General features: G+C 40.0%; 30 protein-coding genes and 3 pseudogenes. 22 read left to right on the top strand and 11 right to left on the bottom strand.

Going from position 1 to position 26,627, the window contains the following annotated elements:
- Positions 1-208 precede the first annotated feature (208 nt).
- The 4 genes from ACEWFH_RS19930 to ACEWFH_RS19915 all read right to left on the bottom strand — a co-directional run bounded on the left by ACEWFH_RS19930 (position 209) and on the right by ACEWFH_RS19915 (position 3,156).
- Positions 209-730 carry a GDYXXLXY domain-containing protein gene (locus ACEWFH_RS19930; protein ID WP_473725407.1) on the bottom strand — a complete coding sequence of 174 codons (522 nt, stop codon included), beginning with the start codon at positions 728-730 and terminating at the stop codon, positions 209-211.
- Positions 723-1,547, bottom strand: a complete 825-nt coding sequence (locus ACEWFH_RS19925; RefSeq protein ID WP_473725406.1) for a hypothetical protein — start codon at positions 1,545-1,547, stop codon at positions 723-725. Before ACEWFH_RS19925 ends, ACEWFH_RS19930 begins: the two co-directional genes overlap by 8 nt.
- Positions 1,490-1,960: a DUF2157 domain-containing protein gene (locus ACEWFH_RS19920; protein WP_473725405.1), complete on the bottom strand. Its 471-nt coding sequence runs from the start codon at positions 1,958-1,960 to the stop codon at positions 1,490-1,492. The genes ACEWFH_RS19925 and ACEWFH_RS19920 overlap by 58 nt, the downstream gene beginning before the upstream one ends.
- 401 nt (positions 1,961-2,361) lie before the next feature.
- A complete protein-coding gene (locus ACEWFH_RS19915; protein ID WP_473725404.1) occupies positions 2,362-3,156 on the bottom strand; it encodes an SDR family NAD(P)-dependent oxidoreductase in 795 nt (264 codons plus the stop codon).
- Positions 3,157-3,299: 143 nt separating this feature from the next.
- Between ACEWFH_RS19915 and ACEWFH_RS19910 the strand changes: the two genes are divergently transcribed.
- Entirely contained in the window at positions 3,300-4,892 is a 1,593-nt protein-coding gene (locus tag ACEWFH_RS19910) for an aldehyde dehydrogenase family protein (RefSeq protein ID WP_473725403.1), read from the top strand.
- Between the two features lie 237 nt (positions 4,893-5,129).
- On the opposite strand, the pseudogene ACEWFH_RS19905 reads toward ACEWFH_RS19910, so the two are convergent.
- Positions 5,130-5,440: pseudogene (locus tag ACEWFH_RS19905) on the bottom strand (ArsR/SmtB family transcription factor).
- A gap of 181 nt (positions 5,441-5,621) precedes the next feature.
- On the opposite strand from ACEWFH_RS19905, the gene ACEWFH_RS19900 reads away from it, so the two are divergent.
- Together ACEWFH_RS19900 and ACEWFH_RS19895 are read left to right on the top strand one after the other, a co-directional pair.
- Positions 5,622-5,816, top strand: coding sequence for an alpha/beta-type small acid-soluble spore protein (locus tag ACEWFH_RS19900; RefSeq protein ID WP_066239924.1), 195 nt, complete (start codon positions 5,622-5,624; stop codon positions 5,814-5,816).
- 66 nt (positions 5,817-5,882) lie between these two features.
- Entirely contained in the window at positions 5,883-6,137 is a 255-nt protein-coding gene (locus ACEWFH_RS19895) for a hypothetical protein (protein WP_473725402.1), read from the top strand.
- 34 nt (positions 6,138-6,171) lie between these two features.
- Here the strand turns inward: ACEWFH_RS19895 and ACEWFH_RS19890 are convergent, their stop codons facing one another.
- The 4 genes from ACEWFH_RS19890 to ACEWFH_RS19875 all read right to left on the bottom strand — a co-directional run bounded on the left by ACEWFH_RS19890 (position 6,172) and on the right by ACEWFH_RS19875 (position 9,953).
- Complete coding sequence (locus ACEWFH_RS19890; RefSeq protein ID WP_473725401.1) at positions 6,172-6,825, bottom strand: amino acid ABC transporter permease; 654 nt, start codon at positions 6,823-6,825, stop codon at positions 6,172-6,174.
- Positions 6,818-7,600, bottom strand: a complete 783-nt coding sequence (locus ACEWFH_RS19885) for a transporter substrate-binding domain-containing protein (protein ID WP_473725400.1) — start codon at positions 7,598-7,600, stop codon at positions 6,818-6,820. The genes ACEWFH_RS19890 and ACEWFH_RS19885 overlap by 8 nt, the downstream gene beginning before the upstream one ends.
- Positions 7,601-7,830: 230 nt before the next feature.
- The gene (locus tag ACEWFH_RS19880; protein WP_473725399.1) at positions 7,831-8,928 is read right to left on the bottom strand and encodes an ABC transporter ATP-binding protein; all 1,098 of its coding nucleotides are present in this window, start codon (positions 8,926-8,928) and stop codon (positions 7,831-7,833) included.
- A gap of 131 nt (positions 8,929-9,059) precedes the next feature.
- Positions 9,060-9,953, bottom strand: a complete 894-nt coding sequence (locus ACEWFH_RS19875) for a PucR family transcriptional regulator (protein WP_473725398.1) — start codon at positions 9,951-9,953, stop codon at positions 9,060-9,062.
- A gap of 132 nt (positions 9,954-10,085) precedes the next feature.
- On the opposite strand from ACEWFH_RS19875, the gene ACEWFH_RS19870 reads away from it, so the two are divergent.
- From ACEWFH_RS19870 to ACEWFH_RS19845, 6 genes and pseudogenes are all read left to right on the top strand, one after another.
- Positions 10,086-10,691 (top strand): polysaccharide deacetylase family protein, encoded by a 606-nt coding sequence (locus ACEWFH_RS19870; protein WP_473725397.1) that lies wholly within the window; start codon positions 10,086-10,088, stop codon positions 10,689-10,691.
- A 33-nt stretch (positions 10,692-10,724) separates the two neighbouring features.
- A complete protein-coding gene (locus ACEWFH_RS19865; protein WP_473727370.1) occupies positions 10,725-11,411 on the top strand; it encodes a Dph6-related ATP pyrophosphatase in 687 nt (228 codons plus the stop codon).
- Positions 11,412-11,499: 88 nt separating this feature from the next.
- Entirely contained in the window at positions 11,500-12,636 is a 1,137-nt protein-coding gene (locus ACEWFH_RS19860) for a DUF445 domain-containing protein (protein WP_473725396.1), read from the top strand.
- 49 nt (positions 12,637-12,685) lie between these two features.
- On the top strand, positions 12,686-13,054 hold the full coding sequence (locus ACEWFH_RS19855) for a YlbF/YmcA family competence regulator (protein ID WP_473725395.1): 369 nt from the start codon (positions 12,686-12,688) through the stop codon (positions 13,052-13,054).
- A 155-nt stretch (positions 13,055-13,209) separates the two neighbouring features.
- Complete coding sequence (locus ACEWFH_RS19850) at positions 13,210-14,061, top strand: Cof-type HAD-IIB family hydrolase (RefSeq protein WP_473725394.1); 852 nt, start codon at positions 13,210-13,212, stop codon at positions 14,059-14,061.
- A 305-nt stretch (positions 14,062-14,366) separates the two neighbouring features.
- Positions 14,367-15,850 (top strand): annotated as a pseudogene (locus ACEWFH_RS19845) (aldehyde dehydrogenase family protein).
- Positions 15,851-16,010: 160 nt separating this feature from the next.
- Here ACEWFH_RS19845 and ACEWFH_RS19840 read toward each other — a convergent pair.
- Together ACEWFH_RS19840 and ACEWFH_RS19835 are read right to left on the bottom strand one after the other, a co-directional pair.
- Entirely contained in the window at positions 16,011-16,445 is a 435-nt protein-coding gene (locus ACEWFH_RS19840) for a GNAT family N-acetyltransferase (protein WP_473725393.1), read from the bottom strand.
- 29 nt (positions 16,446-16,474) lie between these two features.
- On the bottom strand, positions 16,475-16,660 hold the full coding sequence (locus ACEWFH_RS19835) for a YhzD family protein (RefSeq protein ID WP_473725392.1): 186 nt from the start codon (positions 16,658-16,660) through the stop codon (positions 16,475-16,477).
- A 146-nt stretch (positions 16,661-16,806) separates the two neighbouring features.
- On the opposite strand from ACEWFH_RS19835, the gene ACEWFH_RS19830 reads away from it, so the two are divergent.
- From ACEWFH_RS19830 to yhaM, 13 genes and pseudogenes are all read left to right on the top strand, one after another.
- On the top strand, positions 16,807-17,703 hold the full coding sequence (locus ACEWFH_RS19830; RefSeq protein ID WP_473725391.1) for an ABC transporter ATP-binding protein: 897 nt from the start codon (positions 16,807-16,809) through the stop codon (positions 17,701-17,703).
- The gene (locus tag ACEWFH_RS19825) at positions 17,696-18,970 is read left to right on the top strand and encodes an ABC transporter permease (protein ID WP_473725390.1); all 1,275 of its coding nucleotides are present in this window, start codon (positions 17,696-17,698) and stop codon (positions 18,968-18,970) included. Before ACEWFH_RS19830 ends, ACEWFH_RS19825 begins: the two co-directional genes overlap by 8 nt.
- A gap of 215 nt (positions 18,971-19,185) precedes the next feature.
- Positions 19,186-19,386: a hypothetical protein gene (locus tag ACEWFH_RS19820; protein ID WP_473725389.1), complete on the top strand. Its 201-nt coding sequence runs from the start codon at positions 19,186-19,188 to the stop codon at positions 19,384-19,386.
- Between the two features lies 1 nt (position 19,387).
- Positions 19,388-19,933, top strand: coding sequence for a metallophosphoesterase family protein (locus ACEWFH_RS19815; RefSeq protein ID WP_473725388.1), 546 nt, complete (start codon positions 19,388-19,390; stop codon positions 19,931-19,933).
- Entirely contained in the window at positions 19,876-20,604 is a 729-nt protein-coding gene (locus ACEWFH_RS19810; RefSeq protein ID WP_473725387.1) for a metallophosphoesterase family protein, read from the top strand. Before ACEWFH_RS19815 ends, ACEWFH_RS19810 begins: the two co-directional genes overlap by 58 nt.
- 8 nt (positions 20,605-20,612) lie before the next feature.
- Positions 20,613-21,542: an AAA family ATPase gene (locus tag ACEWFH_RS19805; RefSeq protein ID WP_473725386.1), complete on the top strand. Its 930-nt coding sequence runs from the start codon at positions 20,613-20,615 to the stop codon at positions 21,540-21,542.
- 41 nt (positions 21,543-21,583) lie between these two features.
- The gene (locus tag ACEWFH_RS19800) at positions 21,584-21,919 is read left to right on the top strand and encodes a hypothetical protein (RefSeq protein WP_473725385.1); all 336 of its coding nucleotides are present in this window, start codon (positions 21,584-21,586) and stop codon (positions 21,917-21,919) included.
- The gene (locus tag ACEWFH_RS19795) at positions 21,877-23,160 is read left to right on the top strand and encodes an ATP-binding protein (protein WP_473725384.1); all 1,284 of its coding nucleotides are present in this window, start codon (positions 21,877-21,879) and stop codon (positions 23,158-23,160) included. Before ACEWFH_RS19800 ends, ACEWFH_RS19795 begins: the two co-directional genes overlap by 43 nt.
- Positions 23,160-23,468 carry an ATP-binding protein gene (locus ACEWFH_RS19790; protein ID WP_473725383.1) on the top strand — a complete coding sequence of 103 codons (309 nt, stop codon included), beginning with the start codon at positions 23,160-23,162 and terminating at the stop codon, positions 23,466-23,468. The genes ACEWFH_RS19795 and ACEWFH_RS19790 overlap by 1 nt, the downstream gene beginning before the upstream one ends.
- Positions 23,469-23,488: 20 nt before the next feature.
- On the top strand, positions 23,489-24,031 hold the full coding sequence (locus ACEWFH_RS19785; protein ID WP_473725382.1) for a response regulator transcription factor: 543 nt from the start codon (positions 23,489-23,491) through the stop codon (positions 24,029-24,031).
- A gap of 5 nt (positions 24,032-24,036) precedes the next feature.
- The gene (locus tag ACEWFH_RS19780; RefSeq protein ID WP_473725381.1) at positions 24,037-24,165 is read left to right on the top strand and encodes a winged helix-turn-helix domain-containing protein; all 129 of its coding nucleotides are present in this window, start codon (positions 24,037-24,039) and stop codon (positions 24,163-24,165) included.
- Complete coding sequence (locus ACEWFH_RS19775) at positions 24,162-25,520, top strand: ATP-binding protein (RefSeq protein ID WP_473725380.1); 1,359 nt, start codon at positions 24,162-24,164, stop codon at positions 25,518-25,520. The genes ACEWFH_RS19780 and ACEWFH_RS19775 overlap by 4 nt, the downstream gene beginning before the upstream one ends.
- Before the next feature lie 98 nt (positions 25,521-25,618).
- A pseudogene (gene yhaM / locus ACEWFH_RS19770) lies at positions 25,619-26,577 on the top strand (3'-5' exoribonuclease YhaM).
- Positions 26,578-26,627: the final 50 nt, after the last annotated feature.

Raw genomic sequence — 26,627 nt, 5'->3', positions numbered from 1 at the left:
ACTTAAATGCAACAACCTTTTAGAAAAATAGGGATTTTTTAGATTTTCAATGTGGATAGAATGGGAGAAAATTTATACGAGGTAATCTACCATAATTCCGTGTATAAAATTATTTATCCGATTTTCGAAAGATTTCAACATTCTCATTTCTAAGCTCATAAAAAAAGACTCACAAAGGACTTTTCAGCCGTTTATGAGTCATTTTCATTTAAGGATTCAATTCTACGATCTTATGAGCTCCCCAAGGGGCAACACTTATAATAACATCCATGTCGTTTGCTTGATCCTCAAGTTCTTTACCGGTATTCTCCTGAACATAATAGCGTTCAAATCCATAAGTAAGCTGAATTTGATTGAAGGACGTTTCACCCCAGATTTTTTCAGCTTTTGCGGTTAACACAACCTCGCTATCCTTTACATCGGGTTTATCTGGATACACATTTTTCACAGCATAATAGCCATTTTTATTAGGTTCGAGTACAACATATGCTTTCCGTTCTCCACGGTCAAGTTCAGTTAAATCACCTTTATAGCTGGAGAGGGGAACCCTGCTGATCTCAAATTGGAGCGTTACATAATCTCCATATAAAATATCTCTGGGATCGACGGGTACTGTTTTAATTTTTATCTCTTTTCCAAAATAATCAATGCTGTAATAACTTCCGGCAATAAATACAAGAAACAAAACTTGCAGAAGGGCAGCGATCATCCAGCCACGTTTTTTAGTCATGATGCGGTCCTCCGTTCTTCAAGATCTGCTTTTTCTTACGCTGAAGAAACGCATTAAGGATAAATAATAGAATTCCGCCGAGTAAGAAGAAAACGGATTTTGGCATGAATGACCAAGCGAGATTAAAGTATCCCATTAGACAAACAAGCAAGAATAGTACGATTCCAAAATTGATCTGTGAGCGGTTTTCGTTTCGATATCCTTCAGCAAGCTTGAATCCTGAATAGACAAACATGACGATTAAATAAACGAGACCTACCAATAGTGGATCAGCTATTCTTACGAGATAGAAAAACGGAACGAAAATTAATAGTTCCCATGCATGCAAGTAAAGGTTCTCTTTGCGTTTACCTAAGATTGAAAAGGCTAATATCACAATCAATAGGGGAAGAAACACATAGGGAGCGGGTAGTTCAAAATCTGATGAGAAGTCATTTGTAAGCATGAAATATAATCCGTAAGCAAAACCAAAACCAATGAGTGTTCCTAAAGTATTAAACGGTTGTTTAAATACTTTCTTTTCGACCCATAATCCAGCAGTAAATAACGCGAATCCGAAAAGGAAGAACCAGAGGAAGTTGATATCCTCAACCATAATGAACATTAGAGCTTGAATACTAAGCCCGACGGTGAAAATCCAAGACTTTTGATTAGTAGGGTATAGGAAAACAAAACCCCCAACAGCTATAAGAAAAATCACAAATAAAAGATAACTAAAGCTTTGAAATTCAGTTAAGCTATATAGCTGTCCACCGACCGCTAACACTGAAAGGAGGAAGAAATATAGTTTGTTGCGATCCCTAAACAAATAATACACGGCAGGTAAACTCCAAAAACAAATAAACGGGCATCGACGGCATTAAGATGAAACGTCTGACCGAGTAAAATGATGCTGGCACCGAAAGAAATGATACCGAGAATGTTAAGAGAAGTTCCCAAAGTATCGTTCCCGGCTTTTAAGTTGCGCTCACCTGTGTAGTAAAAACCGAGCATAATCACGATGAGTAATGACAGTCTGGCAAGCGGGGAAATTTCACCCCAATTGGATGCAATGAAAGATAAGATACCGATTCCGATCAAAATACTAGCTAAAACCGGTAAGATACCTGTCACTCTTCGCTTATCATTTGAATCAGGATAACGTGCAACAATTAAATCAAGCTGATCATTCGTGATGATATTATCTTCAACCCACTTTTGTCCTTCGTTTCTCATCCATTTTTTGTTCATTTTATCCCACCTCATTTCATGTATATGTAGGGTTAATAAAAAACAGGCCGTTAAAATAATATTCTCTTTAAGTGTAATATTACACTCTGGTTATTTCTATATCAAGCAATAAAATGAATTTTTTATTCGAACCATTTGGTGTAGAAAAAAGGAACAGCGCATAGCTATTCCCGGAGTTTTTATTGTATCAATAAAGATTTTGGCTTTCGGCTCATTTTGTTTATTCTCATCATTGCCAAGTTGATAGGAGTGTAGGGTGTGAGACTACGGCTAGGACGAGCGGTCAAGTGAGACCCTTAAAGGCGCAGAGCGGCAGGGGCTCACCGCACGCCCCGCGGAAAGCGATGCACCTGAAACGGAAATCAACCACTTTCAAGAGCAAAAAGTTTGCGAAAACAGGTTTATTTTTTATCTTGTACATAGTGTACGATTTTCAAAACAGTCTTTCGAGGCAAGAAACGAACGATGTTAGCTAGAGCTTTGTTTTTAAACCCAGGAATGTCAACGGCCTTTTCTTTCATAAGGGCATTGTATCCCGATACCGCTACCTCACGGGCATTCATTGCACCTGATTGGAACAAGCGAGATGACTCGAGGCTTGCTCTTTTCTCAAAATTAGTCGCTGTAGCTCCAGGACAGAGTGCTGTAACGCTGACGTCTGTATGGCGAAGTTCGTAATCAATTGCCTCTGAGAAAGAGAGCACGTATGCTTTTGTTGCATAATACACGGCCATTAACGGACCTGGCTGAAAAGCGGCTGTAGAGGCTACGTTTAAGATCTTACCTCCGTTGCGCTTGACCATACCTGGCAGAAGTTGTTTTGTTAAAGTGGTTAAAGCTGTGATGTTTACTTGGATCATATCTTTTTCGTCTTCCCATGATGTCTCGTTAAATGGTCCATATGCTGCGAAACCGGCATTGTTGATTAAGATGTCAACCTCTATACCTTTTGCCAAAATTTCTGCAGTCAGTTCTTCAGCAGCATCAGTCAAACTTAAATCTTTAGCAAAAATCGTTACTTCAACACCATATTTCGCTTTTAATTGGTCAGCAATCTCGTTGAGTCTTTTCTCGTTTCTTGCCGTTAGTACGACATGATAACCATCTTTTGCGAGTAGGTTAGCAAATTCTAATCCTATTCCGCTTGAAGCACCAGTAATTAGTGCTGTTTTTAAAGCTGAATGATTATTTATCATAAGGAAAACATCCCTTCGTTATATGTTTATGTGTTTAAGAATATCAACATGATAACACATCCGGAAAAATAAATAAACTATAATTGCGTAAAAAAAGGTATGATAAAAGATATATGAATATTTAGACAAAGGAGGTGCGCACCATGAAGAATGTAGTAGTGGCAAAGCATCCGGCAACTGGTGAAACGATCGATCAGTGGCTGGAAACGGAAGAAATGCAGGTTCCGGAGATGTACGAAAAATCGTCAGCGGCTTTTCAATTTTGGTCCACTCGATCATTGGAAACACGATTGTCTTTTATTAAAAAAATTAAGCATCATCTTTTAGAAAATATGGATGAGATTGTTGATGAAATATGTTCAGCGACAGGGAAGGTTAAGACGGAAGCACTAACAGCTGATCTTATGCCCGTTATAGATATCATCCAACATTATGAGAAGCGCGCACCAAAAGTATTAAAGCGCAAAAGAATGTCAACACCGCTTCTGTTTGTCGGAAAATCCTCTTATGTGGATTACTTTCCTTTAGGAACGGTTTTAGTCATCTCGCCATGGAACTACCCATTTCAGCTTTCGATGACACCTATTATCTCTGCTTTAATTGCGGGTAACTCCGTCATTTTAAAACCGTCTGAAGTAACGCCGACAATAGGACTTTTAATTGAAAAGATTGCGAGAGAAGTTAACCTTCCTAAGAATGTTCTTCAGGTGGCCCACGGAGGAAAAGAATTGGGGCAGGCACTGGTTTCTAGTACACCTGACAGCATCTTCTTTACAGGATCTGTTGAAACAGGACGTAAGATCGGAGTAGAGGCGAGCAAGCGTTTTATTCCATATACGCTTGAACTAGGCGGCAAAGACCCTATGATTGTATTTGAAGATGCTTCGATTAAACGAGCGGTAAACGGTGCGGTTTGGGGTGCGTTTACGAATGCTGGACAAGTTTGTATGTCCATTGAACGCGTATATGTTCAGCATGGCATTTCAGGAGAATTTATTGACAGACTTGTTGAAGAAACGAAGAAACTTAAAATGGGAGAAGACATAGGATCTTTAACTTTTCCACATCAAAAAGAGGTTATCAGAGATCATGTTATAGATGCTCTTGATAAAGGGGCTTTATTGCTAACCGGACGGCATCCTGATCATTGGGGAGATAGCATGTATATCGAGCCGATGATCTTGACGAATATTACAGAAGATATGAAGGTTGTAACTGAAGAAACATTTGGGCCTGTTATGCCAGTGATCACATTCGCAAAAGAAGAAGAGGTAATTGAAAAAGCGAACGCTACGGAGTTTGGTTTGAATGCGAGTGTTTGGACGAAGGATTCAGCAAAAGCTAATCGCGTAACATCAAAGCTTGTTACCGGGAGTGCTGTCATCAATGATGTTTTGGTATCCGTTGCAAATCCACATTTGCCGTTTGGCGGGGTGAAAAGCAGTGGAACAGGGAGATATCATGGGGATGAGGGACTTTACACTTTTACCCGTCAAATGTCAGTGATGAAGGATGCTGGTATTAAGCAGCGAGAAATCAATTGGTATCCGTATGAAGATAAATACGGGAAAGTAAAAACGTTAATCAAAGCTTACTTTTCAAATAAAAAACAGTTAGCAGCGCTTATGCGTTCAGGTATAAAGCAGCTTCGAAAAAATAAAAGCGGTTCAGCTGTTGCTGAATCGCTTTTTTACGTGAACATTGATGCTCTTGAAAGAGCTTTTGAAAGTAATTGATTTCCGTTTCAGGGTGCTCGCTTTCCGCGGGGCAGGCGGTGAGCCACATTCGTACGTTTCACGTATAAGTGTCTCACCTGCCCGCCTGTCCCGCAGGAGTCTCGCACCTTACACTCCAATCAATGGTCAAAGAAGAAATCAAAACGATCAAAACGATCAAAAAGCAACAATCCATTTCTTTAAAAAAGGGCCCTAGATTATGATATATTCGCGTGAAGAAGAATACTACAACTTTATTTAAAGAATACATTCTTCTTCAATAATGCTGATTAATTGCTTGAGTTGTACGACTGTTTGATCAAGCGTTAAAAAATAAAAAATCTCTTTTCCTTTTTTTCAGTTCCCACAAGTCCTGCTTCACGCAAAATTTTAAGATGATGGGATACAGTTGGTCGCGACATAGGGGATTGACTAGCAATGTCTGTGACATTCAACTTATCTGTTTCAGCTAAAAGCAAGACAAGATCTTGCCTCACAGGATCACCTAATGCTTGAAATAAAGGAATCGTTTTTCTAAACATTTCTACGGCATACTCGTTTGACATTATTTCACCAACTTCTTCAATATCATCCGTTTTATTTCTTATTACTATAAATCAGTATAAACCATTGGTCCAATAATTTTAAAATAACTTAAAAATTTGAGTGGGAACAACACTATAAATTGCCAGCATTCAAAGCGCATATAGAAACCTCTGAGATACAAAATAGGTATAAGGGGTGAAACACATGGCAAGAAGAAACAAATTAGTAGTCCCAGGAGCACAGCAGGCAATCGATCAAATGAAATATGAGATCGCATCTGAGTTTGGTGTTACACTTGGCCCAGATACGACTGCACGTGCGAATGGCTCGGTTGGCGGGGAAATGACAAAACGTTTGGTAGCGATGGGACAGCAGCAATTAAGCGGCGGAAATCGCTAAACCAAAGCAATAGATGGTTAAAAGGGGTGGAGGGATCCACTCCTTTTTAAAGATTTTTAGGAGCTGATGATGATGGCAATGTGTCCGATATGCAATAACTTTCAAACGATAAATGTTCGTTGTCCGGAGTGCGGGAGAGCGGTTCAAGATCAAGGAAAAGTTAGTGATTTTTTTGATGATTATAGTCCTTACATGGAAGTAGATGAACTTAAGCTGGAAGATGGCTACCCTACTGATTTTAAAGATAGCCAGTGTCCCCATGTCTTTTATTGTGATTCGTGTCATCAAGAAGTGCTTTTCTTTATTGGAGAATGGGAATAAAAAACTTCATATCCTTGTAGAAGGACATGAAGTTTTATTGGCTTATTCTGATTCGTCTTTCAATAATTACTCTAAGGCCATCAAGTAAAGAGGTTAAGATCCAGTAGAGAACTGCAGCTTCTAATAACACAGGTAGAACGATTAGCTGTGAAGCACTGATCTGATCAGCCATTAACGTAAGTTCTGGAACGGTAATGACCGAAGCTAATGACGATGCTTTTACAATATCAATCAGTGAGTTCCAAACAGATGGAATCGAAATTCTCCATGCTTGTGGAAGGATTACTTCTTTATACGTAAGATATCTGTTCATTCCTAACGAAAAAGCAGCTTCCCATTGCCCTTTTTCAATGGATTGAATGGCTCCTCGATAAGATTCTGCGATATAGGCGCTAAAATGAAGAATGAGTCCAGCAAGTGCTGCCTGCCATCCTTCTGGTACATAAATAAACGTAAAACCGTTATAAAGAATCAATAATTGAATTAATAATGGCGTTCCTCTAAAGAAAGAAATATACCCCTTTGCAAACCCCGATAAAAATTTATTAGATGACATTCTGCATAACGCAATAACTAATCCGAAAATAAGCGCTCCTATAATGGAAACAAGACTGATAACAACAGTAAAAACAGCTCCCTCCAAAAGATAGGGGAGGGAGTTGATCAGTATTTCTGATAAGTTATTCACTTACGTTTTCTCCAAAGTATTTTTCAGAGAGCTTTTTCAACGTACCGTCTTTTTTCATTTCTTCAAGCGCTTTGTCTACTTTTTCTACAAGTTCTTTATTATCTTTTCGGAATGCGAATGCCATTTCGTTTTCGTTGAAAGGTTCGCCAACCGCTTTAACGTTGTAGTCTGTTTTCTTTAATTCTGTAAGGATGAATAGCTGATCGTTCATAGCAGCATCAACACGGTTCACATCAAGGTCAGTTAAAACTTGTGCCGCACCTTTATAGAACTTTGTTTTTGCACCAGCTTTTTCGGCTTCAGCCGCATAGTTACTTCCTTGTGTTGTACCAACAACTTTGCCTTTAAGGTCTTCAATCCCTTTAATGTCTTTGTTGTCTTTATTAACGATTACTTGTCCGCCAGAAACGGTGTAAGGTGTTGAGAAATCGTACTTTTGTTTTCTTTCATCCGTAACGGTTACTTGGTTAGCTACAAGATCAAAGCGTTTTGAATCCAAGGATGTAAACATGTTCTTCCATTCTGTAGCTACAAACTTTGGTTCCATATCAAGGCGTTTCGCTACTTCCTTAGCAACTTCTACGTCATAACCCGTTATTTCGTTTGATTTTTTATCACGGTATGAGAATGGTGGATATGTAGCTTCCGTACCGATCGTTAGTACTTTTTTATCTGCATCTGGTCCTGTATCTTTTGATTGATCAGATGTTCCGCAAGCTGATAGCAGAACAGCTGATAGGGCAAGTGCCGACAGGAATTTAAATGTGTTTTTCAAATGAAGTCCTCCTAATCGAGATAATCCCGACAATTTTTATAGAATTTATTGTATAAAGCAACTGCGGTTTCGTCAATCATTTAACATTTTCCCCGATAAAGAAAAAATAACAGGGAAATCCGAAATCAATTGAACGAGATTGTCGAAATTAGTTATAACAACGCGCAAACATAAAAAAGGGTGAACCAAAAGATTTAACTTTCGGTTCAACCCTTTTTAAAGTTGTTAGATTAACGAATGCGAAGCTCAGTTTCTTTGTCGAAGAAATGTGCTTTGTTCATGTCAAAAGCAAGAGAGATATTTTGTCCGTTTTGGATGTCAGTACGAGAATCAACACGCGCGATGAAATCTTGTCCGCTCACTGTAGAGTATAGGAAAGTTTCAGCACCCATCAATTCAGCAACGTCGATTTTCGCTTCGATCTTCGTGTTTGAAGAAGACTCTAAGAATACAGGCTCATCATGGATGTCTTCAGGACGGATACCAAGAACAACTTCTTTGTTGTTGTAGCCTTTTTCTTGTAAAACTTTCATCTTTCCGCCAGGAACTGCAATCTTTGTGTCTCCCACTTTAAAGAAGCCATCTTCAAGCGTTCCGTTTAAGAAGTTCATTGCTGGGCTTCCGATAAATCCGCCAACGAAAATGTTTTCCGGAGTGTCATATACTTCTTTCGGAGATCCAACTTGCTGGATATGACCATCTTTCATAACAACAATACGAGTTGCCATTGTCATTGCTTCTGTTTGGTCATGCGTTACATAGATTGTAGTTGTTTGCAGACGTTGGTGAAGCTTTGTAATCTCTGCACGCATTTGAACACGAAGTTTTGCATCAAGGTTGGATAACGGCTCATCCATCAAGAATACTTTTGCATCACGAACGATCGCACGTCCTAGTGCAACACGCTGACGCTGACCACCTGAAAGTGCTTTTGGTTTTCGGTCTAAGTATTGTTCAAGGCCAAGAATACGTGCAGCCTCTTTAACGCGTTTCTCAATTTCTTCTTTGCTAAATTTACGAAGCTTCAATCCGAACGCCATGTTGTCATATACGTTCATGTGAGGGTATAGCGCATAGTTTTGGAAAACCATTGCGATGTCGCGATCTTTTGGAGCAACATCGTTTACTACGCGGTCGTCGATAACAAGTTCGCCTTCAGAGATCTCTTCTAGTCCAGCGATCATACGAAGAGTCGTGGATTTACCGCAACCTGATGGACCTACGAATACGATGAATTCTTTATCCGAAATATCTAGGTTAAAATCATGTACAGCTGTTACTTTGTTATCATATCGTTTTACGATGTTATTTAATTTAATGCCTGCCATTGTAAAAATCCCCTTCCGATGTAAACGTTTTCTTAATGTTTTAAGTTTACGCTTTCATATCCATAATCGTAAATGGACGACATGCCCAAAATAAAAACACCTCTTTATGCAATGTGCACAAAGAGGACTAGTTATAAATTTCTATGCTGTTCATAAGACAATATCGCCATATAGACAGTGAGTGCATTCTTGAACTGTTTAACGTCGATTCCTGTTTTTTCATAAAACTTGTCCACGCGGTACTGTAGACTATTCCGGTGAATGTATAGCTTTTTCGCAGCTAATGAAACGTTCATATTGCATTCTGCAAATACTTTAATGCTTTTTAATGTTTCTTGATCTTCCTCATACCATTCTGCTAATAAAGCATGTAAGGTTTTCTCTGCCGCTGGGCTTGCAGATTGAAGAAGCAATTGAGGGACCACATCCGCTATCGTATACACCGATTTTGGCAGCAGCTGGTTTTTTACTTCTATAAATTGCTGCTGTTCACGCTCGTACGTTTCTTTTGCATGAGCTAACTGGTGATGATAGGAACCAATATAAACGGAAATATCAATATAGAAGTCCGTTGACAGCATGTCTTTAAGCGCTTCATAAGGCGTGTCGATAAACTCCTGCTTGGACGTTTCGATGATTACTCCGCCTTTGTGGTCTTTATTTAGCAGCAGGACAGCATCTTCCGGAAAAAGGCCGTTAACCGCTTCTGAAAAAGAGATGAAATCGGTTATAGGCTGCTTGCTAAAAAAGTGCACAAAGCGGTAGAAGGTTTCTTCATGTGTCGATTCATCGCCTAATAGGATGGATTCCCATTTTAACTGTGCAGAAGAATAAACAGGAGTGTTTGTATCATTTTCATATATGTTAAACATGGACCGAAGTAAACGGCTCTCTGAATCGGAAATGGCAGATTGAGAAATGCCAAACGGTACTCCATCGTCTGTAATGAACCAGAGGAATCCTGACTGTTGCGAGGTGTCCGTTGTTATGGAATTTCTGTAATGTTTCTTTAACTTATCGAGCATCCTTTTTCATATCCTTTCAAGGAAAAGCTTGCTATTATTATAGCAATGTTAAGTGGTTTACTAAACAAACAGATTTTTAAAAAGGGAGGAGACATCATGAAAAAGTGTCCTTGAGTAACTTCTTCTACGGTCGTGTACGACTGGAATAACAAAGAGATCTGGACGAATCAGCAGAGCTGGGATAATCAACGTTCAAAATCTCTTATCCTAACATTTGATGATGGACCGTCTTCGGTACTCATTCCCTTGCTAGATATTTTGAAGAAACATGATGTGCAGGCGATGTTCTTTTGGCAGTCACGGTTGCTGCATAAAAACCGGCCATGGAAACGAGTGTTAGAGGAAGGGCATATAATAGGCGGCCATTCATTGCGTCATCGCGACCTTACGAGACTTAGTCGTTATGAGCAGCAGCGAGATATTGAATTCAATAAAAAACAGATCGAAGGCCAAACCGGACAGAAGATAAAATACTTTCGTCCGCCATATGGTCAGTTTAACGAAGATACATTACAAGTTTTAAAGGGATTAGATGTGGTTCCTTTTTTATGGGAGGTCGCTGGTCTGGATTGGGAACTTAAGAACAACCCGTATCAAATTGTTCATAACATCGTGAATCATGCAGAAGATGGCTCGGTAATTTTGCTTCATGAGTTAAAGCAAACGGTCTTAATATTGGATAATTTAATTAATGAACTTAAAAACGAAGGCTATACGTTTATACTGCCTCCTAAATAACGATGAGGAGAGGAGGGAAAGAATGAAAAAAGAATTGTTGTATCTTTTAGTGGAGGAAAAGATTCCATTCTAGCACTACATAGACTGCAAACATCAGGGAAATGGGAGATTGATTCACTGCTCACGACTTTAACGGAAGACTATGACCGAACGACGATGCATGGTGTTCGACATGAATTGTTAGAGCTGCAAGCTGAATCTTTAGGCATTCCGCTTCGAAAAGTGTGGATTCCACGAGATTGCCCGAATAAGGTGTATCAGGAAAGAATGCAGGAAGCGGTTAATGGAATTGTAGCTGACGGCATTCAGCACATCATGTTCGGCGATATTTTTTTAGAAGATGTAAAAACATACCGTGAAAAAATGCTGCAAGGGACTGGGCTAACTCCGATTTTTCCAATTTGGGGAGAGAATTCAGAGGCTATTATTGCTGAGTTCTTAGAAAAGGGTTTTAAAACGGTTGTTTGCTGCTCTGATACAGATAAAATAGATGCATCTTTTACAGGAAGAGTCTTGGACATACAGTTTATTGAAGAGTATCCCGACGAGCATGATATTTGTGGAGAGAACGGAGAATTTCACACATTTGTATTTGATGGACCAAACTTTTCTATTCCTGTTGCGTATAAGTTAGGAGAGAATCGGTTGGCAAAAGATATGGTAACGAATAAAGATCGATTTTATTACGTAGATTTGCTTCCCGTTGGAGTAGAAGTGTAAATACTCGATTTAAGTCCAAATTGCTTGAGACTTTTGAAATGACGTATACTAGGTAAATAGAATATGCAGTAATTGGAGAGAAATCATTATGGATATGTGGATTACAATAATCATCATGGTCGTTGTCGGTGCACTTATTGGCGGTTTGACAAATCTGATAGCCATCAAAATGTTATTCCGACCATTTAACACCTTATATATAGGGAGATTCAGAGTGCCATTTACTCCTGGACTCATTCCGAAACGAAGACAGCAACTAGCTGTTCAGTTGGGAGAAACGGTTACAAAGCATCTCCTGACAGCTGAAGGTGTACAGGCGAAAATTAACGATTCAGGATTTCGTACAGAAATGACGGAACTTGTTCAAGGTGAAGTAAAACGCTTTTTAAAAAGCGAAATGACAATCAGTGAATTATTGCAAAAAGATTTTGGTGTGAATGATGTCCAAAATCGTATTCAAACAACAACAGAAGCATGGCTTGCGAACAGAATGAAAATCATGCTTGAGCATTCAAACGGCAAGGAAATGAAAGACGTTTTGCCAGAGAAGTTTGTTGCTGCGGGTGAAGAAAAACTTCCTGAAGTAGTGGACTGGCTTCTAAATAAAGGGGTTGTTTACTTAGAAAGCGATGAAGGCAGAAAGTCATTAGCAAGCGGAATTGATGCGTTTTTAATGGATAAAGGAATGCTCGTTAACATGGTGTCTATGTTCTTCGGTAATGTGAGTATTGCCGAAAAAGTGCAGCCAGAACTGATTAAGTTTATGAAGCACGAGAACACACGTGACACATTGCTTCAGCTTCTTCAGCAAGAGTATCGAAATTTTATGGATAAAAAAATGGACGAAGCGCTCGTTTTGCTCGACTTGCCTGAGATTACAACAGGTCTTGCAAAAGAAATTACAGCAAGGCTTCCGATCAAAGAGTATTTAAACACACCAGTCCATTCTCTAGCAGGAACGGTGGAAGGATGGATTATTGACGACCTAACGCCAAAAGCGGTAGCTGCGGGACTTGATCTGTTTGTAGCAAGACTAGAAGTACTTCTTGAAAAAATGCACTTGGCAAAAATCGTGGAAGAACAAGTCGAAGCCTTTTCACTAGCCCGTCTAGAGGAAATCATTATTTCGATTGCGAAAAGTGAACTTAAGATGATTACCTGGCTAGGAGCACTGTTAGGCGGATTGATTGGGTTATTACAAGGTATCCTTGTACTATTTTTGTAGAGTCTGTTATAGTGGTTACCGTAGTTAATCAATAGGAGGTTTTTTACCAATGGCAAACGTATATGATGTTGCTTACGACTTAGAAAAAGCATTACGCAATAGTGAAGACTTTACAGTATTAAAACAAAGCTATGATGAAGTAAATAACAATCCAGAAACGAAAGAACTTTTCGGCAAGTTCCGTGATATTCAAGTAAATCTTCAGCAAAAACAAATGAGTGGCCAAGAAGTGACTCCTGAAGAGATTGAAGAAGCTCAAAAGCTTTTTGCTGATGTTCAACAAAACGAAACAATCTCTAAGCTTATGGCAGCAGAACAACGCATGAGCATGATCATCAATGATCTAAACAAGGTGATTACAAAGCCTCTAGAAGAGCTTTACGGAGCAATGGTTGAAGAAGAAGGACAACAACAATAATCGTTTGATGATGAAACCCCTGTTTCTTAATTGGAACAGGGGTTTTTATTATATGTAAGAATTCATAGGCTTGTCAGCGTTCTAAAGCATGTTTCAAGGTCATAAACTTAACTCGAGTTCTTATACTTTATTTTCGCGAAATGGGGGAGCGCATCATGGTATACCGTTTACTAGCGATTGACATCGACGGAACCCTACTGCGAAGCAATTTCCGTATCGATAGAGAAACGAAAGAAGCCATTGATTATGTGCAGCAAAAAGGGGTATATGTCACACTCGCTTCGGGCAGGAGCTTTCCATCTACACAAAAGATCGCAAAAGCGTTAAAGATCGACAGTTACCTGATCAGCCACAACGGCGGTTTCATTGCATCATCTCTTGACGAACCTATTCAAGACAAGAGGTTATCGGTTGAGGACACCTACAAATTGGTAGAAGTCCTGGAAAATTATGAATGCCACATGCGTGTTGTTCATGAACGATTTTCCGTAGGCAATCAGCTGAAACAGAAGAGCCAGCTCGTGGCAAAGTTAACGTTGAGCACAGGTGATCCTTTGTTCTATCCGGTTTCGTTTACAGAAAATCTAGGAGATTATGTTCTCGCGCAAGAAGTGGCACCGCCGAAAATGGATGTGCAATTTTTTGATGAAAAAGAATGTGAGTCTGCGATTAAGTATTTGAAAGAGCATATGCCAGACTTTGAGTATTCCTCTTCAACGAAGTGCCAGTTAGAGATTACGGCTAAAAAAGTAACAAAAGGGAATGCGTTGCGATTCCTTGGCGAGAAGCTCGGCATCGCACCTAATGAAATGGTAGCAATTGGGGATTCATATAATGATTTGGATATGATCGAGTTTGCAGGACTAGGTGTGGCGATGGCAAACGCACCTGATGAAGTGAAGAGAAAAGCGAAGTGGATCACGCGCACGAACGATCAGCTAGGTGTTCCGTACATGGTCAAAGAAGTGTTTCGTAAGCAGATGCGCTTCCAGACGATGAAAAGATAGATTAATTTGTGATGAACAGGGCTCTTTTTAGACACTTTTGTCTGAGAAGAGTCTTTTATGTGGTGTGAGAAAGCGGGAAGAGCAGGATTTTGGGAGTGGAACGAGGGTTTATGCTCGTTCGCGGGAGTTTATGCTCACTCGCAGGGGATATGCTCGTTCGCGGAACTCCGCCTCCCTTCGACAACTACCGTCGAATTTCGTAAAAAACGTTTCAGTTTTGTTACAAATGTAGAAAATGAAAGGGTTTTCATGAATCGTGACGAATAATATTTATGTAAGAACCACAATGTAAAGGGAGGATTCAAATGGAAAAAACTTTAGACCTTCAATTAAAACCAAAGGTGGCCGAGTTCTTAAACGGAACGAAAAAACATTTTATTAACGGAGAATGGGTCAGCTCAGCTAACGGCAAAACATTTGAAACGTTAAACCCTTCAACTGGAGAAGTACTTGCAGTTGTTTCAGAAGGTGGATCAGAAGATATTGATAAGGCAGTAAAGGCTGCAAGAGCAGCATTTGAAACAGGATATTGGTCAAAGATGCCTGCTTCAAAGCGCAGCTACTTAATTTACAAACTAGCAGAATTGATGGAAGAGAATAAAGAAGAATTGGCACAACTTGATACATTGGATAACGGTAAGCCGATCCGTGAAACTATGAACGCGGATGTTCCGCTCGCAATTGAGCATTTCCGCTATTATGCAGGTTGGGCAACGAAAATTGTGGGGCAGACGATTCCAGTAGCAGGAAACTTCTTCAACTATACGCGCCATGAAGCACTCGGCGTAGTTGGACAGATCATTCCTTGGAACTTCCCATTATTGATGGCAGCTTGGAAGCTAGGTGCGGCACTTGCAACAGGATGTACAGTTGTATTGAAGCCGGCTGAGCAAACACCTCTTTCTGCACTTTACTTGGCAAAATTAGCACAAGAAGCAGGATTCCCTGAAGGTGTGCTAAACGTTGTAACAGGTGCTGGTGAAACAGGTGCGGCATTAGTTGATCATCCAAATGTGGACAAGATTGCATTTACAGGTTCAACAGAAGTAGGAAAGCTGATCATGCGCAATGCGTCTAACTCATTGAAGCGTGTAACACTTGAGCTTGGCGGTAAATCACCGAACATTATCTTGCCTGATGCTGACATGAGCCGCGCGATTCCTGGGGCATTAAGCGGAATCATGTTCAACCAAGGACAAGTTTGCTGTGCGGGATCACGTCTATATATCCAAAAGAAATCGTTTGATAATGTCGTAGCTGACCTAGTGTCACATGCAAAAAAATCAAGCAAGGTCCTGGGTTAGATCCGGACACTACAATGGGACCTCTAGTATCACAAGAACAGCATAACCGCGTACTTGGCTATATCCAAAAAGGACAAGATGAAGGTGCTGAGCTTCTGACTGGTGGAACAGCTCCTTTTGATAGAGGATATTTTGTGGAGCCGACAATCTTTGCGGATGTTGATGATAAGATGACGATCGCAAAAGAAGAAATCTTCGGACCAGTTGTGGCTGCAATGCCATTTGAAGACTTGGATGATGTTATTTCTCGTGCGAACGACTCTGAATATGGTCTTGCTGCAGGACTTTGGACAGAGAACTTAAAGACAGCTCACTATGTATCTAACAAGCTACGTGCGGGTACAGTTTGGGTGAACTGCTATAATGCGTTTGATGCTGCTTCACCATTCGGCGGATACAAGCAATCGGGTATCGGACGTGAAATGGGATCTTATGCATTAAACAACTACACAGAAGTAAAGAGCGTGTGGGTTAACCTTAAATAGACAACATAGAATTACGGGGTCAAAAAATTGAGCGGACTAATAGGAAAAACCGGTTGCTAGATCCAGCAGCCGGTTTTTTGGTTGTTTAGGAGTTTATATTGAAACTAAATCAGTGGCAACAAAGGTTACGAAAACAACTATTCCTAATGTTAAATGCTGTTCAAAGCATCACCTTAATAAATCGCAATCCCGTGTCATCATAATCTAGACTTCGATAAAACTCATGCGTGTCTGTTCTGTGTTTGCCGCTATTGAGCAATATAGCTGTACAGCCTTGTTCTTTTGCCCATTCTTCGCCAAAACGGACGAGCTGCTTGCCGATTCCATTTCCTCTGAACTCTTCACTGACAACAAGAGCAGAAATCCGAGCGTAACAGCCGTTCTTTTCAAAATAGATTCCCTTTGTGAGTCCGATCATCCCGATTACCTGATCGTTTACACATGCTACAAAACAAGCATAAGCTGAATTTGGAAGCAGAGTTTCTAAGCGCTCTGTCATCTCTTCCGGCCTTGTCGGATAACCGAGCTCTCCCATTAGATAAGAAAGTTCATAACTGTCATCGTATCGTGCTTCGCGTAGAATCACTTCACTCACTGTTTTTCCCCTCGTTTCCATGAGTTTCATTAGCGATGGAAAAGAAGCAACTGTCCCTTTGGTGAAGTCAGACGATGCGTTTTTTCTTGCATGTTTAGTTCAGCCAAACGGGCTTCTCCCCGTTGTTTTGCTTCAGAGTCATTGGATGCCGTTATGTTTTCATCCAAAATTTTATTCCCGTTACTTTCATAAGCTGTTAAGGCGTATGTATTCATGGTGATCTAACTCCTTTCGTATCTAAAGTTCATTTCAACATTCGACGATTTTTTCCTGCTGCTAACTTAAGAATTTACGCGAAACTTACTCTCTGTCATCACGTATAAGGAATTATATGGTATATTTTACAACGGGAGGGAAGTTCATGTTAACCATTAAAGATGTTAGAAAACAGTTTGGCAGTTTTACAGCCGTTGACGGAATAACATTGGAGATTCCTAAAGGTGAGATATTTGGTCTCTTAGGTGCAAACGGTGCAGGAAAGACAACGACATTCCGAATGATTCTAGGGCTTTTAACGCCATCGCAAGGAAAGATTACTTGGAACGAAAAAGAGATTTCATATGAGACGAGTGACCTTGTTGGGTATTTACCCGAAGAAAGAGGGTTATATCCAAAACTGACAGTAAGAGAGCAGTTGGTTTATCTTGGCCAGCTGCGCGGCATGTCCAAATCACACATACAAGAACAAACCGATGAATGGTTAAAGCGTTTTGGAGCAGAAGAATATTTAAATAAGAAGGTAGAATCGCTGTCTAAAGGAAATCAGCAAAAAATACAGTTCATTGCAGCTGTTCTTCATTCGCCAGAGTTATTAATTTTAGATGAACCATTTAGCGGACTAGACCCTGTGAACGTTGAACTTTTAAAGGATGCTGTTCATGGACTGAAAAAAGAAGGAACTACGATTGTGTTCTCGTCCCACAGAATGGAGCACGTGGAAGAACTATGTCAGCACTTATGCATCATGCATAGAGGGAAATCGGTCGTTCAAGGTAATTTAAAGGACATTAAACGATCGTTTGGAAAGAAGAACGTTTCCGTTAAAGCTGATTTTGATTTGAGTTACTTGAAAGATACGAATGGCGTGCTAAAACATCGCTTAACAGCAGATGGCATTACACTTCAAGTAGACCGTGAAGAAGTAGCTCATGACTTGTTTCAAGCGATACAGTCAAAAGGGTTTGTAAGAAAGTTTGAACTCGAAGAACCTTCATTAAATGATATCTTCATCGAGAAAGTAGGTGTCGCTCATGAGTAAATTTTTGACGGTTATGATGCATACATACCGTTCTAAAATAAAGTCAAAACCATTTCTGATCTCAACGCTGGTTACAATAGCTTTATTGTTTGTTGTATCAAACATGGGTGAGATTACGAAGACGTTTGGCGGGGATGAAGAGTCCAAGATTGGTGTTATCGACAATACAGGGAATACACTTTCTGCTCTACAAGAACAGCTTAAGACAGCTGGGGCTGACTTGAAAGCCGAAGCGTTTAATAAGTCTGAAAAAGACGCAGAAAAATCTGTGTTAAATGGAGACTTAGACGGTCTTTTAATACTTGATAAAGACACATCAGGAATGGTATCCGGTAGCTATAAAGCGGAGGACGTAACAAACCAGGACTTGATCACAGATATTGAGATGGCACTTCAGCAGATAAAAAATAAATCCGCTGCAGAATCCATTGGACTGAATCAAGAACAGCTGGCAGCCATCTATCTGCCTGTATCGTTTGAAAAACAATCGTTATCGGATACAGCGAAGAGTGAAGAAGAAGCTGCTCAAGTGTATATTCTTGTTTATTTTGTTCTATTCTTTATGTACGTATCTGTTATGATGTACGGCAGCATGATAGCAGTGGAAGTGGCGACCGAGAAATCGTCACGCGTGATGGAAATCTTAATCTCATCCGTTTCACCTGTTAAACAGATGTTTGGGAAGATCTTTGGTATCGTGCTCATCGCCCTTACGCAACTCGTATTGTTTGTAATAGGAGGATTTGCGGCTGTTAGGTTAAATGAACGATTGAGTGGAAGTGAGAGCATTATCCAAGAGCTTAAACTGAACGAGATCCCCACTTCATTAGTCGTTTATGCGCTTATATTCTTTGTTTTAGGATTTTTCTTATACGCTACTCTATTTGCGATGCTTGGTTCATTGATTAGCAGAGTAGAAGAAGTGAACAACTTCATGACTCCTATCGTATTTGTGATCGTAGCAGCATTTATGATCGCAATGTACGGACGGGAAAATCCAGAATCTGCATTCGTGGCAGGAGCATCATACTTCCCGTTATTCACGCCAATGCTCATGCTGCTGCGGGTAGGAATGCTTTCACTGCCAGTTTGGGAAGTAGCGTTAGGTATTGGAGTACTCGTAGCTGCCATCGTATTATTCGCAGTGATCGGAGCTCGAGTTTACCGCGGAGGCGTTTTAATGTATGGCAACGCACCATCACTCAAACTGATCAAACAGGCTTTGTTGTTATCTAAGGAAGAAAAGAAAAATACAACTGGTTTATAACCAAGCTCTAAAAAGAGAGCTGAAAATGCTCTCTTTTTTATTTAGGTCTTTTCTAAATGATTGTTGCTTTTAATTAATTTTGCTCATTTTCTTCACTGACAAGTTGATTGGAGTGGAAGGTGCGTGCCTACCACTTGAAAAACTTCTCGCAAGGCATGTACCGAGGAAGCTCACTGCGGTAGCATAACTTGTAGACGCAGGAACAAGATACTTTCTTGAGCCGGTCAGGTGAGACCCTTAGAGGCGCAAAGTGGCAAGGGGCTCACCGCCTGCCCCGCGGAAAGCGAAGCACCTGGAGCGGAAATCAACTACATACAAAATCTACGAAGCATAACAGGAAAAAGTATTATAAGCGAACGTGCTTTCGTATATATGTTAAAATGAAGGAAAGAATGGTAGAAAAAGAGGATGAGTGAAATGATAAAATTCTTACATTGTGCAGACCTTCATTTAGACAGTCCGTTTAAAGGACTATCCTCATTGCCAGAAGGACTTTTTCAGCGTCTTTCTGAGAGTACGTTTTTATCTTTTAAAAGACTTATCGATCTAGCGATTTCAGAAAAAGTAGACTTTGTTGTTATAGCAGGTGACCTTTACGACAGCGGAAATCGGAGTTTAAAAGCACAGTCTTTTTTAAAGAATTGCTTTGTAAAACTAGAAACTCATAACATAAACGTTTATATCAGCCATGGAAACCATGATCCATTGGACGGACAATGGGTGAATTTGGATTGGCCGAGTAATGTGCACTTTTTTGAAGGAAACAGCATTCAGACTCTCCACTTTGAAAAAGAAGGAAGAAAAATGGCGTGTCTTCACGGATTTAGTTATGAAACAGCGGCTGTAACGGATAACCGCACATTACATTATCCTGAAAAAAGGATGATCTGTACCATATCGGTATTTTGCATGGCCAGGCTGATGGATACAGCAGTCACAGCCGATATGCTCCGTTTTTATTAACAGAGTTATTAAAAAAGGGCTACGACTATTGGGCGCTCGGCCACATTCATAAAAGAATCGACTTGAGTGCTGAACCACCAATTCGTTATTCAGGAAACATACAAGGAAGACATAGCGGAGAAACAGGTGAAAAAGGCGGATATATTGTAACGCTGAACGGAACGGAAGTGGAAAGCGTGTTTCATGCTACTTCTGATATTGAGTGGCATGAAGGAATAGTCGATTTAACAGAAGCAGAAAGTCTTCAAGAAGTGATCACTCTTTGTGAAAGAGAATTAAGTAGTTATCAACAAACGCATAAAGGTGTATTTGTCGTTCTTAAGCTATCTGGACAAACGCAGCTTTTTGAAGACCTTTTAGATGGCTTGTTTTTAGAGGAACTGCAAGAAATCTTATCAGAAGACGATCACGCCACATCATTTGTGCATGTTGTTTCGATCAAAAATGAGACAAGACCCTCCATACATGATGAAAAGTCGATCAAGCGGTCTAGTTTTTTCCAAGATATACGGGTTGTTTTACAAGATGACCTAGAACTCCAACAGGCAATTGCAGAGTTAACCACACATAAAACAGCGAGAAAATACTTAGAGCTAGAGAATCAAGATTGGGAAGAAATTCAGAAACAAGCAGAACATTTACTTTTATCAGAGCTACATAAAAGCAGGTAGGTGAGAAAATGAAAATCGTGTCACTTCATATCTATCATTTCGGGGGATTGAGGGATTGTAAGATCTCGTTCGAACAAGACGGCTTACAAATGCTATTTGGTGAAAATGAAGCCGGAAAAACGACATTGATGGACTTTATAAAGTGCCTGTTATATGGCTTTCCTTCAAAAAATCAGACTCAACGCCGCTATGAACCGAAGAACGGGAATAGAATCGGCGGAAAGATGACGATTCAGCATCAAAATCTTGGGGTATGGACGATTGAGAGAATAGCAGGTTCAACGGTATCCGGGGATGTAACGATCTATGATGAAACGGGCCAGCAAAAAGACGAATTGTTTTTAATTAAGTTGTTGGACAACATGGAGCAGTCTTTATTTACGGGTGCTTTTTGTTTTGGACTCGATGGGCTGCAAAAACTGGACAAGTTAACGTCTGAAGAACTGGGTAACTTTTTATTAAGTACAGCTCTTTCAGGTGACCGTGATCTGCTTGAAATCGAACAAACCCTTGAGAAGAAGCAATCCGCATTATTTAAAAAATCTGGCAAAAAGCCAATAATCAACGAGAAGTTAGAACAGCTTAAATCAGTTGGGAAAACGCTTGAGAGCTTAAAAAGCAAGAATGAGAGTTACCTTGCTATTAGAAATCAAAAAGAAAACCTTGAAAAGTCTTTGGGAAAAAAGAAGCAAGAATTGGTAGGCGTCCAAAAAGAACTGCGCTCAAACAAGAGGTTGTTCGAACTGAAACCAGTGTTGGAAAAATATAAGCAACTGGAAACTGAATTACATTCTTTTGACTCCACACAAATACGTTTTCCTGAAAACGGAATTGAGAAGTATGAGGATTGGCAAAAGGAATGCTCGCTTTTGAAAGGCGAACTTACATACATTGAAGACCGTCTTTCTGCAGCGGAAAAAGAGAAAAATCATTATTAATCAATGAAACAATAGTACGTTATGAAAAAGAAATTAAACAGTTGTTTAACAAACTGCCACAATACGAGTACCTATTCAATCAGTTACAAGATACTCAGAGAAACATTCAATTCATTGAAAAAGAAGAAGCTGAGCTGTTTGATGCAATCGGAGAAACGTGGTCTAATCCAGAACTAAAGGATCTATCGCTTTCATTATCTTCTCTTCATCAACTCGAAGATCTTATTAAACAGGCTGTCCATTTAGAGGATAAGAAACGCATATTAGAAGATGAATTTGAGGATTCAAGATTAAAGCTCGAACGATTGAAAAAGAAGAAGCAAAACAAAAAGCTTTGCTGTTATCAGAAGAAGAAATGGCGCAATACGAGCGAGTAACCATTGAAAAGCAGACAAAAAGGTTTCCTTTGTATTCAGCACTTCTACCGCTTATTTCAGCTGTTGTGCTTCTCTGGTCGGGCTGGTCGTCCAATCATTCTTCTGTTATGTATGGTGGTGTACTTCTGTTAATGATTTCGCTGATCTTAATCTTTATGTACATGAAAAAGGACAAGTCAGTGGAAGTTGTATCGCATCAGACACATCACAAGATATTGGAAGATGAAGTGAACAGAAAGCAGTGGCTGCAGGTTTCTGCTCAGCTGTCTAACGAAAACAACGTTTATGTACAGCTTGCGAAACAACTGGATTATTTAGAAGTAGAAGAAGCTTCCGTTTTAGAACGGGCTGAACAATGGGCTGTCCAAAACAGATATAAACGAGCCGTAGATCAACTTTTTATATTTGGTTATATGAAAAGAGTTTTTCAATTAAAGGATTTATTGAAGCAAAAAGAGACGGCCATTCAAAAGGTGCAGGAGTTAAAGGTACAGCAAGAAGAATATGAGCATGAAGCAGCAGCCTTGTCTGCAGTATTGGAAAATGAACACAGTGGCGACACGAAAGAATGGATTGTTTCGTGTCAATCTTCTTTAGAGGAACAGTTGAAAAACAGATCGCAAGCTGATCATCTTGCGAAAAACTGTGAAGAAATCATTGAACGGAAAGAAGAACTGCAGAAAAAACTAACAATCATCGAGAATCAAATGCAGAACTTATGGAATGAAGCAAATGTCAGCAAGGAAATCGATTTCTACACAAAAGCGAAAGATAAGGCACGTTTGATAAAGCTGAACGAAGAACGAGATACACTATGTAACCAGCTGGTCTCATTAGGATTTTCACCAGAAGAAATAGACGGAATGGCTGAAAAAGTAACGGTTTATTATGAGGATACGGTCCAGCTTATCGAGAATTTGGAGAAAAAAGAAGAAGACTTACAAAGAGAATACTCCGAAAAAGTTGAAGAAAAGGGAAGATTAGATTGGGAGTTGACGAAACTTCTAGAGGACGGCAGTTACTCAGAACATTTGCATCGGTATGAACTGTTAAAAGAAGAATGGAACAGCCTCGTAAAGAAGTGGGCGAGCTTACGACTTGCACAGCATGCGCTATCAAAAGTAAAAGAAGACTATCAAAAAACTAAGCTGCCAGCGGTTTTAGAGACTTCAAGTGTTTATTTTAGTAAAATAACAGAAAGTGATTATCAATCTATTCTATTCACAGAAAAAACGAACTGATGGTTATAAAAGGGGACGGAACCCGTTTTTACCCGCATGAACTGAGCCGCGGAACAGCTGAACAAGTTTATTTGGCTATTCGTTTGGCCGTTGCATCTCATGCAGGACCTGCAGATTTTCCGATATTAATGGATGATATTGCAGTGAATTTTGATGAAAGAAGAACGAGGCGCACGCTGCAGCTGATTGAAGAAGCTGCACAGGAAAGGCAGATTCTTTTCTTCACTTGTCATAAACACGTAGCTTCAATTCTTCCGTCAGTTCACTTTATACATTGGCCAAGCCAATCTGTTATCGCTGAAATGTAAACAAAGGAGGAAAATGACTCATGTCCAATGAGTATTCCATTTACTTAGTAGAAGATGAGCAAGATCTTGCACAAGTTCTGAAAGCTTATATGGAAAAAGAGGGCTGGAGCGTTTCGGTTTTCCATAACGGTGAAGACGCATTAAAAAGCGCCGAGGAAAACAAACCGCACCTTTGGATTTTAGATATTATGCTTCCTGGTATGGATGGCTATGAAATCATTAAAGAGATTAAAAAGAACTCTGACGTACCTGTTATTTTTGTTTCTGCAAGAGACCAAGATTTAGACCGAATCGTCGGTCTTGAACTGGGCAGTGACGATTATTTAGCGAAGCCTTTTATGCCGAGAGAGCTTGTGATTCGTGTAAGAAAACTATTAACAAGAATCTATGAAACGGGTAATCGCCTGCCGCAGATTATTGAAATTACGGGGTATACGATTGATCCGATTTCAAGAAAGATTACGCGTGAGGGGGAAATGATTAATTTAACAGGAAAAGAGATTGATGTTCTTCTTTATTTGATAGAGAACAAAGGAAATCTCGTAAGCGTGAAGAGATTTTAGAATATGTGTGGGGAGACGATTACTTCGGATCTGAACGCGCTGTAGATGATGTAATCAGACGTGTGCGGAAAAAGATGCCGAGGTTAAACTTAGAGACTGTCTATGGTGCAGGGTATAGGATTATACCGTCATGATTCGGTTAAATCTAACACAGCGCATCTGGCTTTCTTTCGGGTTATTGCTTTTTACGATCGGTCTATTAACGGCAATTATCTACCCGCTTTCTATTAAAGATACGCTGACTGAGGAAACGTATCGAATCATAGAGAATGAGCAGCAAAATGTGTGGGATCCCCAAAACCAGCTGCCAAAGGAAGGGGAATCTCCTACTGATTTTATTGAAAGAAGAAACGCTGCACGTGATGTTGGCCACGTTCTAATCGTGGACAAGTATGCCAATTCACAAGGAGATCCTGTGCCGCAGGAAGTACTTTATGAAATGGCTGAAAAAGCTTACGACCAGAAGAAGAATAAGGGCCGATATGAGTTAACGTATGAAGATGCGACACTTTTTTACGCGATTTCAACAAAGACAAATGTTAAAGGCGAAAAGGTATATTTGATTTCGTATATGTGGGATACGTATCGTGATCAAATGGTTAACCGGCTTTGGTTAAGACTGGTACTCATTTTGTTGTTCACCGGAATATTTTCAATCATACCTGCGATATGGCTTGCCCGATATCTGCGGTCACCGCTCATCATTTTAGGAAAACGGTTTGAACAGATCGCCAAACGAAACTGGCAGGAACCGTTTCACTGGAAAGGTGACGATGAATTCTACGTCTTATCGAAACAGTTTGAGGAAATGCGGCAGAACTTGTTGAGGCATGATCATGCACAGAAAACGTTCATTCAGCACGCTTCACATGAACTGAAGACGCCAATTATGACGATCAAGAGCTACGCGCAATCAGTAAAAGATGGAATCATGCCGAAAGATACCACTGAAGACATGATGGACGTTATCTTAAAAGAGACGCAAAGGATGGAAAAACGCGTTCAAAACATGCTGTATTATACAAAGCTTGATGCGATGAAGCTTGATGTGGTAACAACAGAAAACTTTAACTTTGGCGATCTGGCTGAAGATATTGTTGAGCGTTTTAGATATCAGCGTGAAGATATTGATTTTGAGATAACAGGCAGTCATTATAAAATGAATGGCGATAAAGAGCAGTGGGGTATTTTGCTGGATAACTTGGTACAAAATGCTTTACGGTACGCACATCAAACGATTCGGCTTTCTGCTTTTTATAAAGGATCAGAATTTATTATCGAAGTGTTTAATGATGGAGAGCAGATAACAGACGTTACGGGAGAAGAAATTTTCCAGCCGTTTAGAAAAGGCAACAAAGGTCAGTTCGGTCTTGGTCTTGCGATCGTCAAAAGAATCGCAGAGCTTCATGGAGGTAAAGTAGTAGCGAAAAATACGAAAAACGGTGTTGCCTTTCAAATTAAGATGCAAATATCTGACCAACAAAAATAGGGATAGGCACGGCTGTTATATTTCATGAAGTGAGTGTATCAGCAAGTAGTTAAATAGAGTGATATGCTATACTAAAGCAAAGAAAGGCGGGGTGAAATATGAAAAAAGGACTTGCATTTTATAAGGTAGGAGAGATCGTTGACGGATTTTTCTTATCAAATCATCTGTAAAAGGAACGGCAAGCAATGGTAAGCCATTTTTAACGTTGATCCTTCAAGATCAAACAGGTGATGTGGAGGCTAAATTGTGGGATAGTTCTCCTGAGGATGAGGAGCTTTATGCAGCTCAAGCCATCGTAAAGCTATCTGGTGAGATGGGTAACTACAGAGGAAAAATGCAGCTGAAGCTGAAAGCCATTCGCCCTGCAACGGAACTCGATGGGGTTAAGATCAGTGATTTTCTTGAAACAGCTCCATTAACACAAGAGGCCATGGTAGAAACAATCACGAAATACATATTTGAGATGAAGAATCCAAATATACAACGAATCACAAGGCACTTATTGAAAAAGCATCAAGCTGAATTTTTAGAGTACCCTGCAGCGGTTAAGAACCATCATGAATTTGTATCAGGTCTAGCGTTTCACGTAGTATCTATGCTAGATATGGCAAAAGCATTCAGCAAACTCTATCCATCACTGGACACCGATCTTCTGTATTCAGGAATTATCCTGCATGATCTTGGTAAGGTCATCGAACTATCGGGACCTGTAGCTGCTTCTTATACGCTAGAAGGAAAGCTACTTGGTCATATTACGATCATGGTGAACGAAATTGGCAAGGCGGCCGACGAGTTAGAAATTGAAGGAGAAGAAGTTACCGTTCTTCAGCATCTTGTTCTTAGCCACCACAGCAAGCCAGAGTGGGGAAGCCCGAAAGCGCCGCTCATCCGTGAAGCTGAAATCCTTCATATGATCGACAACTTCGATGCCAGAATGAACATGATGGACCGAGCACTGGAAAAAGTACAGCCAGGTGAATTCACAGATAAGCAGTTCGCTCTTGAAAACCGAGCGTTATATAAACCTCTATTTCAGGCAGAGTTTGCGAAAAGCTAAAGCTCTTTTCTAAAGGATTGTTGTTTTTTTAACTTTTTTATTGTCTTCTT

It is taken from the genome of Fictibacillus sp. EA-CB0309 (assembly GCF_055814265.1).
This window is presented reverse-complemented; position numbering and strand designations above follow the sequence as displayed.

What these genes read in the sequence shown, in the direction of transcription:
- ACEWFH_RS19930 (WP_473725407.1), bottom strand. Translation starts at nt 730, where the DNA reads ATGACTAAAAAACGTGGCTGGATGATCGCTGCCCTTCTGCAAGTTTTG.
- ACEWFH_RS19920 (WP_473725405.1), bottom strand. Translation starts at nt 1,960, where the DNA reads ATGAACAAAAAATGGATGAGAAACGAAGGACAAAAGTGGGTTGAAGAT.
- ACEWFH_RS19915 (WP_473725404.1), bottom strand. Translation starts at nt 3,156, where the DNA reads ATGATAAATAATCATTCAGCTTTAAAAACAGCACTAATTACTGGTGCT.
- ACEWFH_RS19910 (WP_473725403.1), top strand. Translation starts at nt 3,300, where the DNA reads ATGAAGAATGTAGTAGTGGCAAAGCATCCGGCAACTGGTGAAACGATC.
- ACEWFH_RS19900 (WP_066239924.1), top strand. Translation starts at nt 5,622, where the DNA reads ATGGCAAGAAGAAACAAATTAGTAGTCCCAGGAGCACAGCAGGCAATC.
- ACEWFH_RS19895 (WP_473725402.1), top strand. Translation starts at nt 5,883, where the DNA reads ATGATGATGGCAATGTGTCCGATATGCAATAACTTTCAAACGATAAAT.
- ACEWFH_RS19880 (WP_473725399.1), bottom strand. Translation starts at nt 8,928, where the DNA reads ATGGCAGGCATTAAATTAAATAACATCGTAAAACGATATGATAACAAA.
- ACEWFH_RS19875 (WP_473725398.1), bottom strand. Translation starts at nt 9,953, where the DNA reads ATGCTCGATAAGTTAAAGAAACATTACAGAAATTCCATAACAACGGAC.
- ACEWFH_RS19860 (WP_473725396.1), top strand. Translation starts at nt 11,500, where the DNA reads ATGGATATGTGGATTACAATAATCATCATGGTCGTTGTCGGTGCACTT.
- ACEWFH_RS19855 (WP_473725395.1), top strand. Translation starts at nt 12,686, where the DNA reads ATGGCAAACGTATATGATGTTGCTTACGACTTAGAAAAAGCATTACGC.
- ACEWFH_RS19850 (WP_473725394.1), top strand. Translation starts at nt 13,210, where the DNA reads ATGGTATACCGTTTACTAGCGATTGACATCGACGGAACCCTACTGCGA.
- ACEWFH_RS19835 (WP_473725392.1), bottom strand. Translation starts at nt 16,660, where the DNA reads ATGAATACATACGCCTTAACAGCTTATGAAAGTAACGGGAATAAAATT.
- ACEWFH_RS19830 (WP_473725391.1), top strand. Translation starts at nt 16,807, where the DNA reads ATGTTAACCATTAAAGATGTTAGAAAACAGTTTGGCAGTTTTACAGCC.
- ACEWFH_RS19825 (WP_473725390.1), top strand. Translation starts at nt 17,696, where the DNA reads ATGAGTAAATTTTTGACGGTTATGATGCATACATACCGTTCTAAAATA.
- ACEWFH_RS19815 (WP_473725388.1), top strand. Translation starts at nt 19,388, where the DNA reads ATGATAAAATTCTTACATTGTGCAGACCTTCATTTAGACAGTCCGTTT.
- ACEWFH_RS19805 (WP_473725386.1), top strand. Translation starts at nt 20,613, where the DNA reads ATGAAAATCGTGTCACTTCATATCTATCATTTCGGGGGATTGAGGGAT.
- ACEWFH_RS19790 (WP_473725383.1), top strand. Translation starts at nt 23,160, where the DNA reads ATGGTTATAAAAGGGGACGGAACCCGTTTTTACCCGCATGAACTGAGC.
- ACEWFH_RS19785 (WP_473725382.1), top strand. Translation starts at nt 23,489, where the DNA reads ATGTCCAATGAGTATTCCATTTACTTAGTAGAAGATGAGCAAGATCTT.
- ACEWFH_RS19775 (WP_473725380.1), top strand. Translation starts at nt 24,162, where the DNA reads ATGATTCGGTTAAATCTAACACAGCGCATCTGGCTTTCTTTCGGGTTA.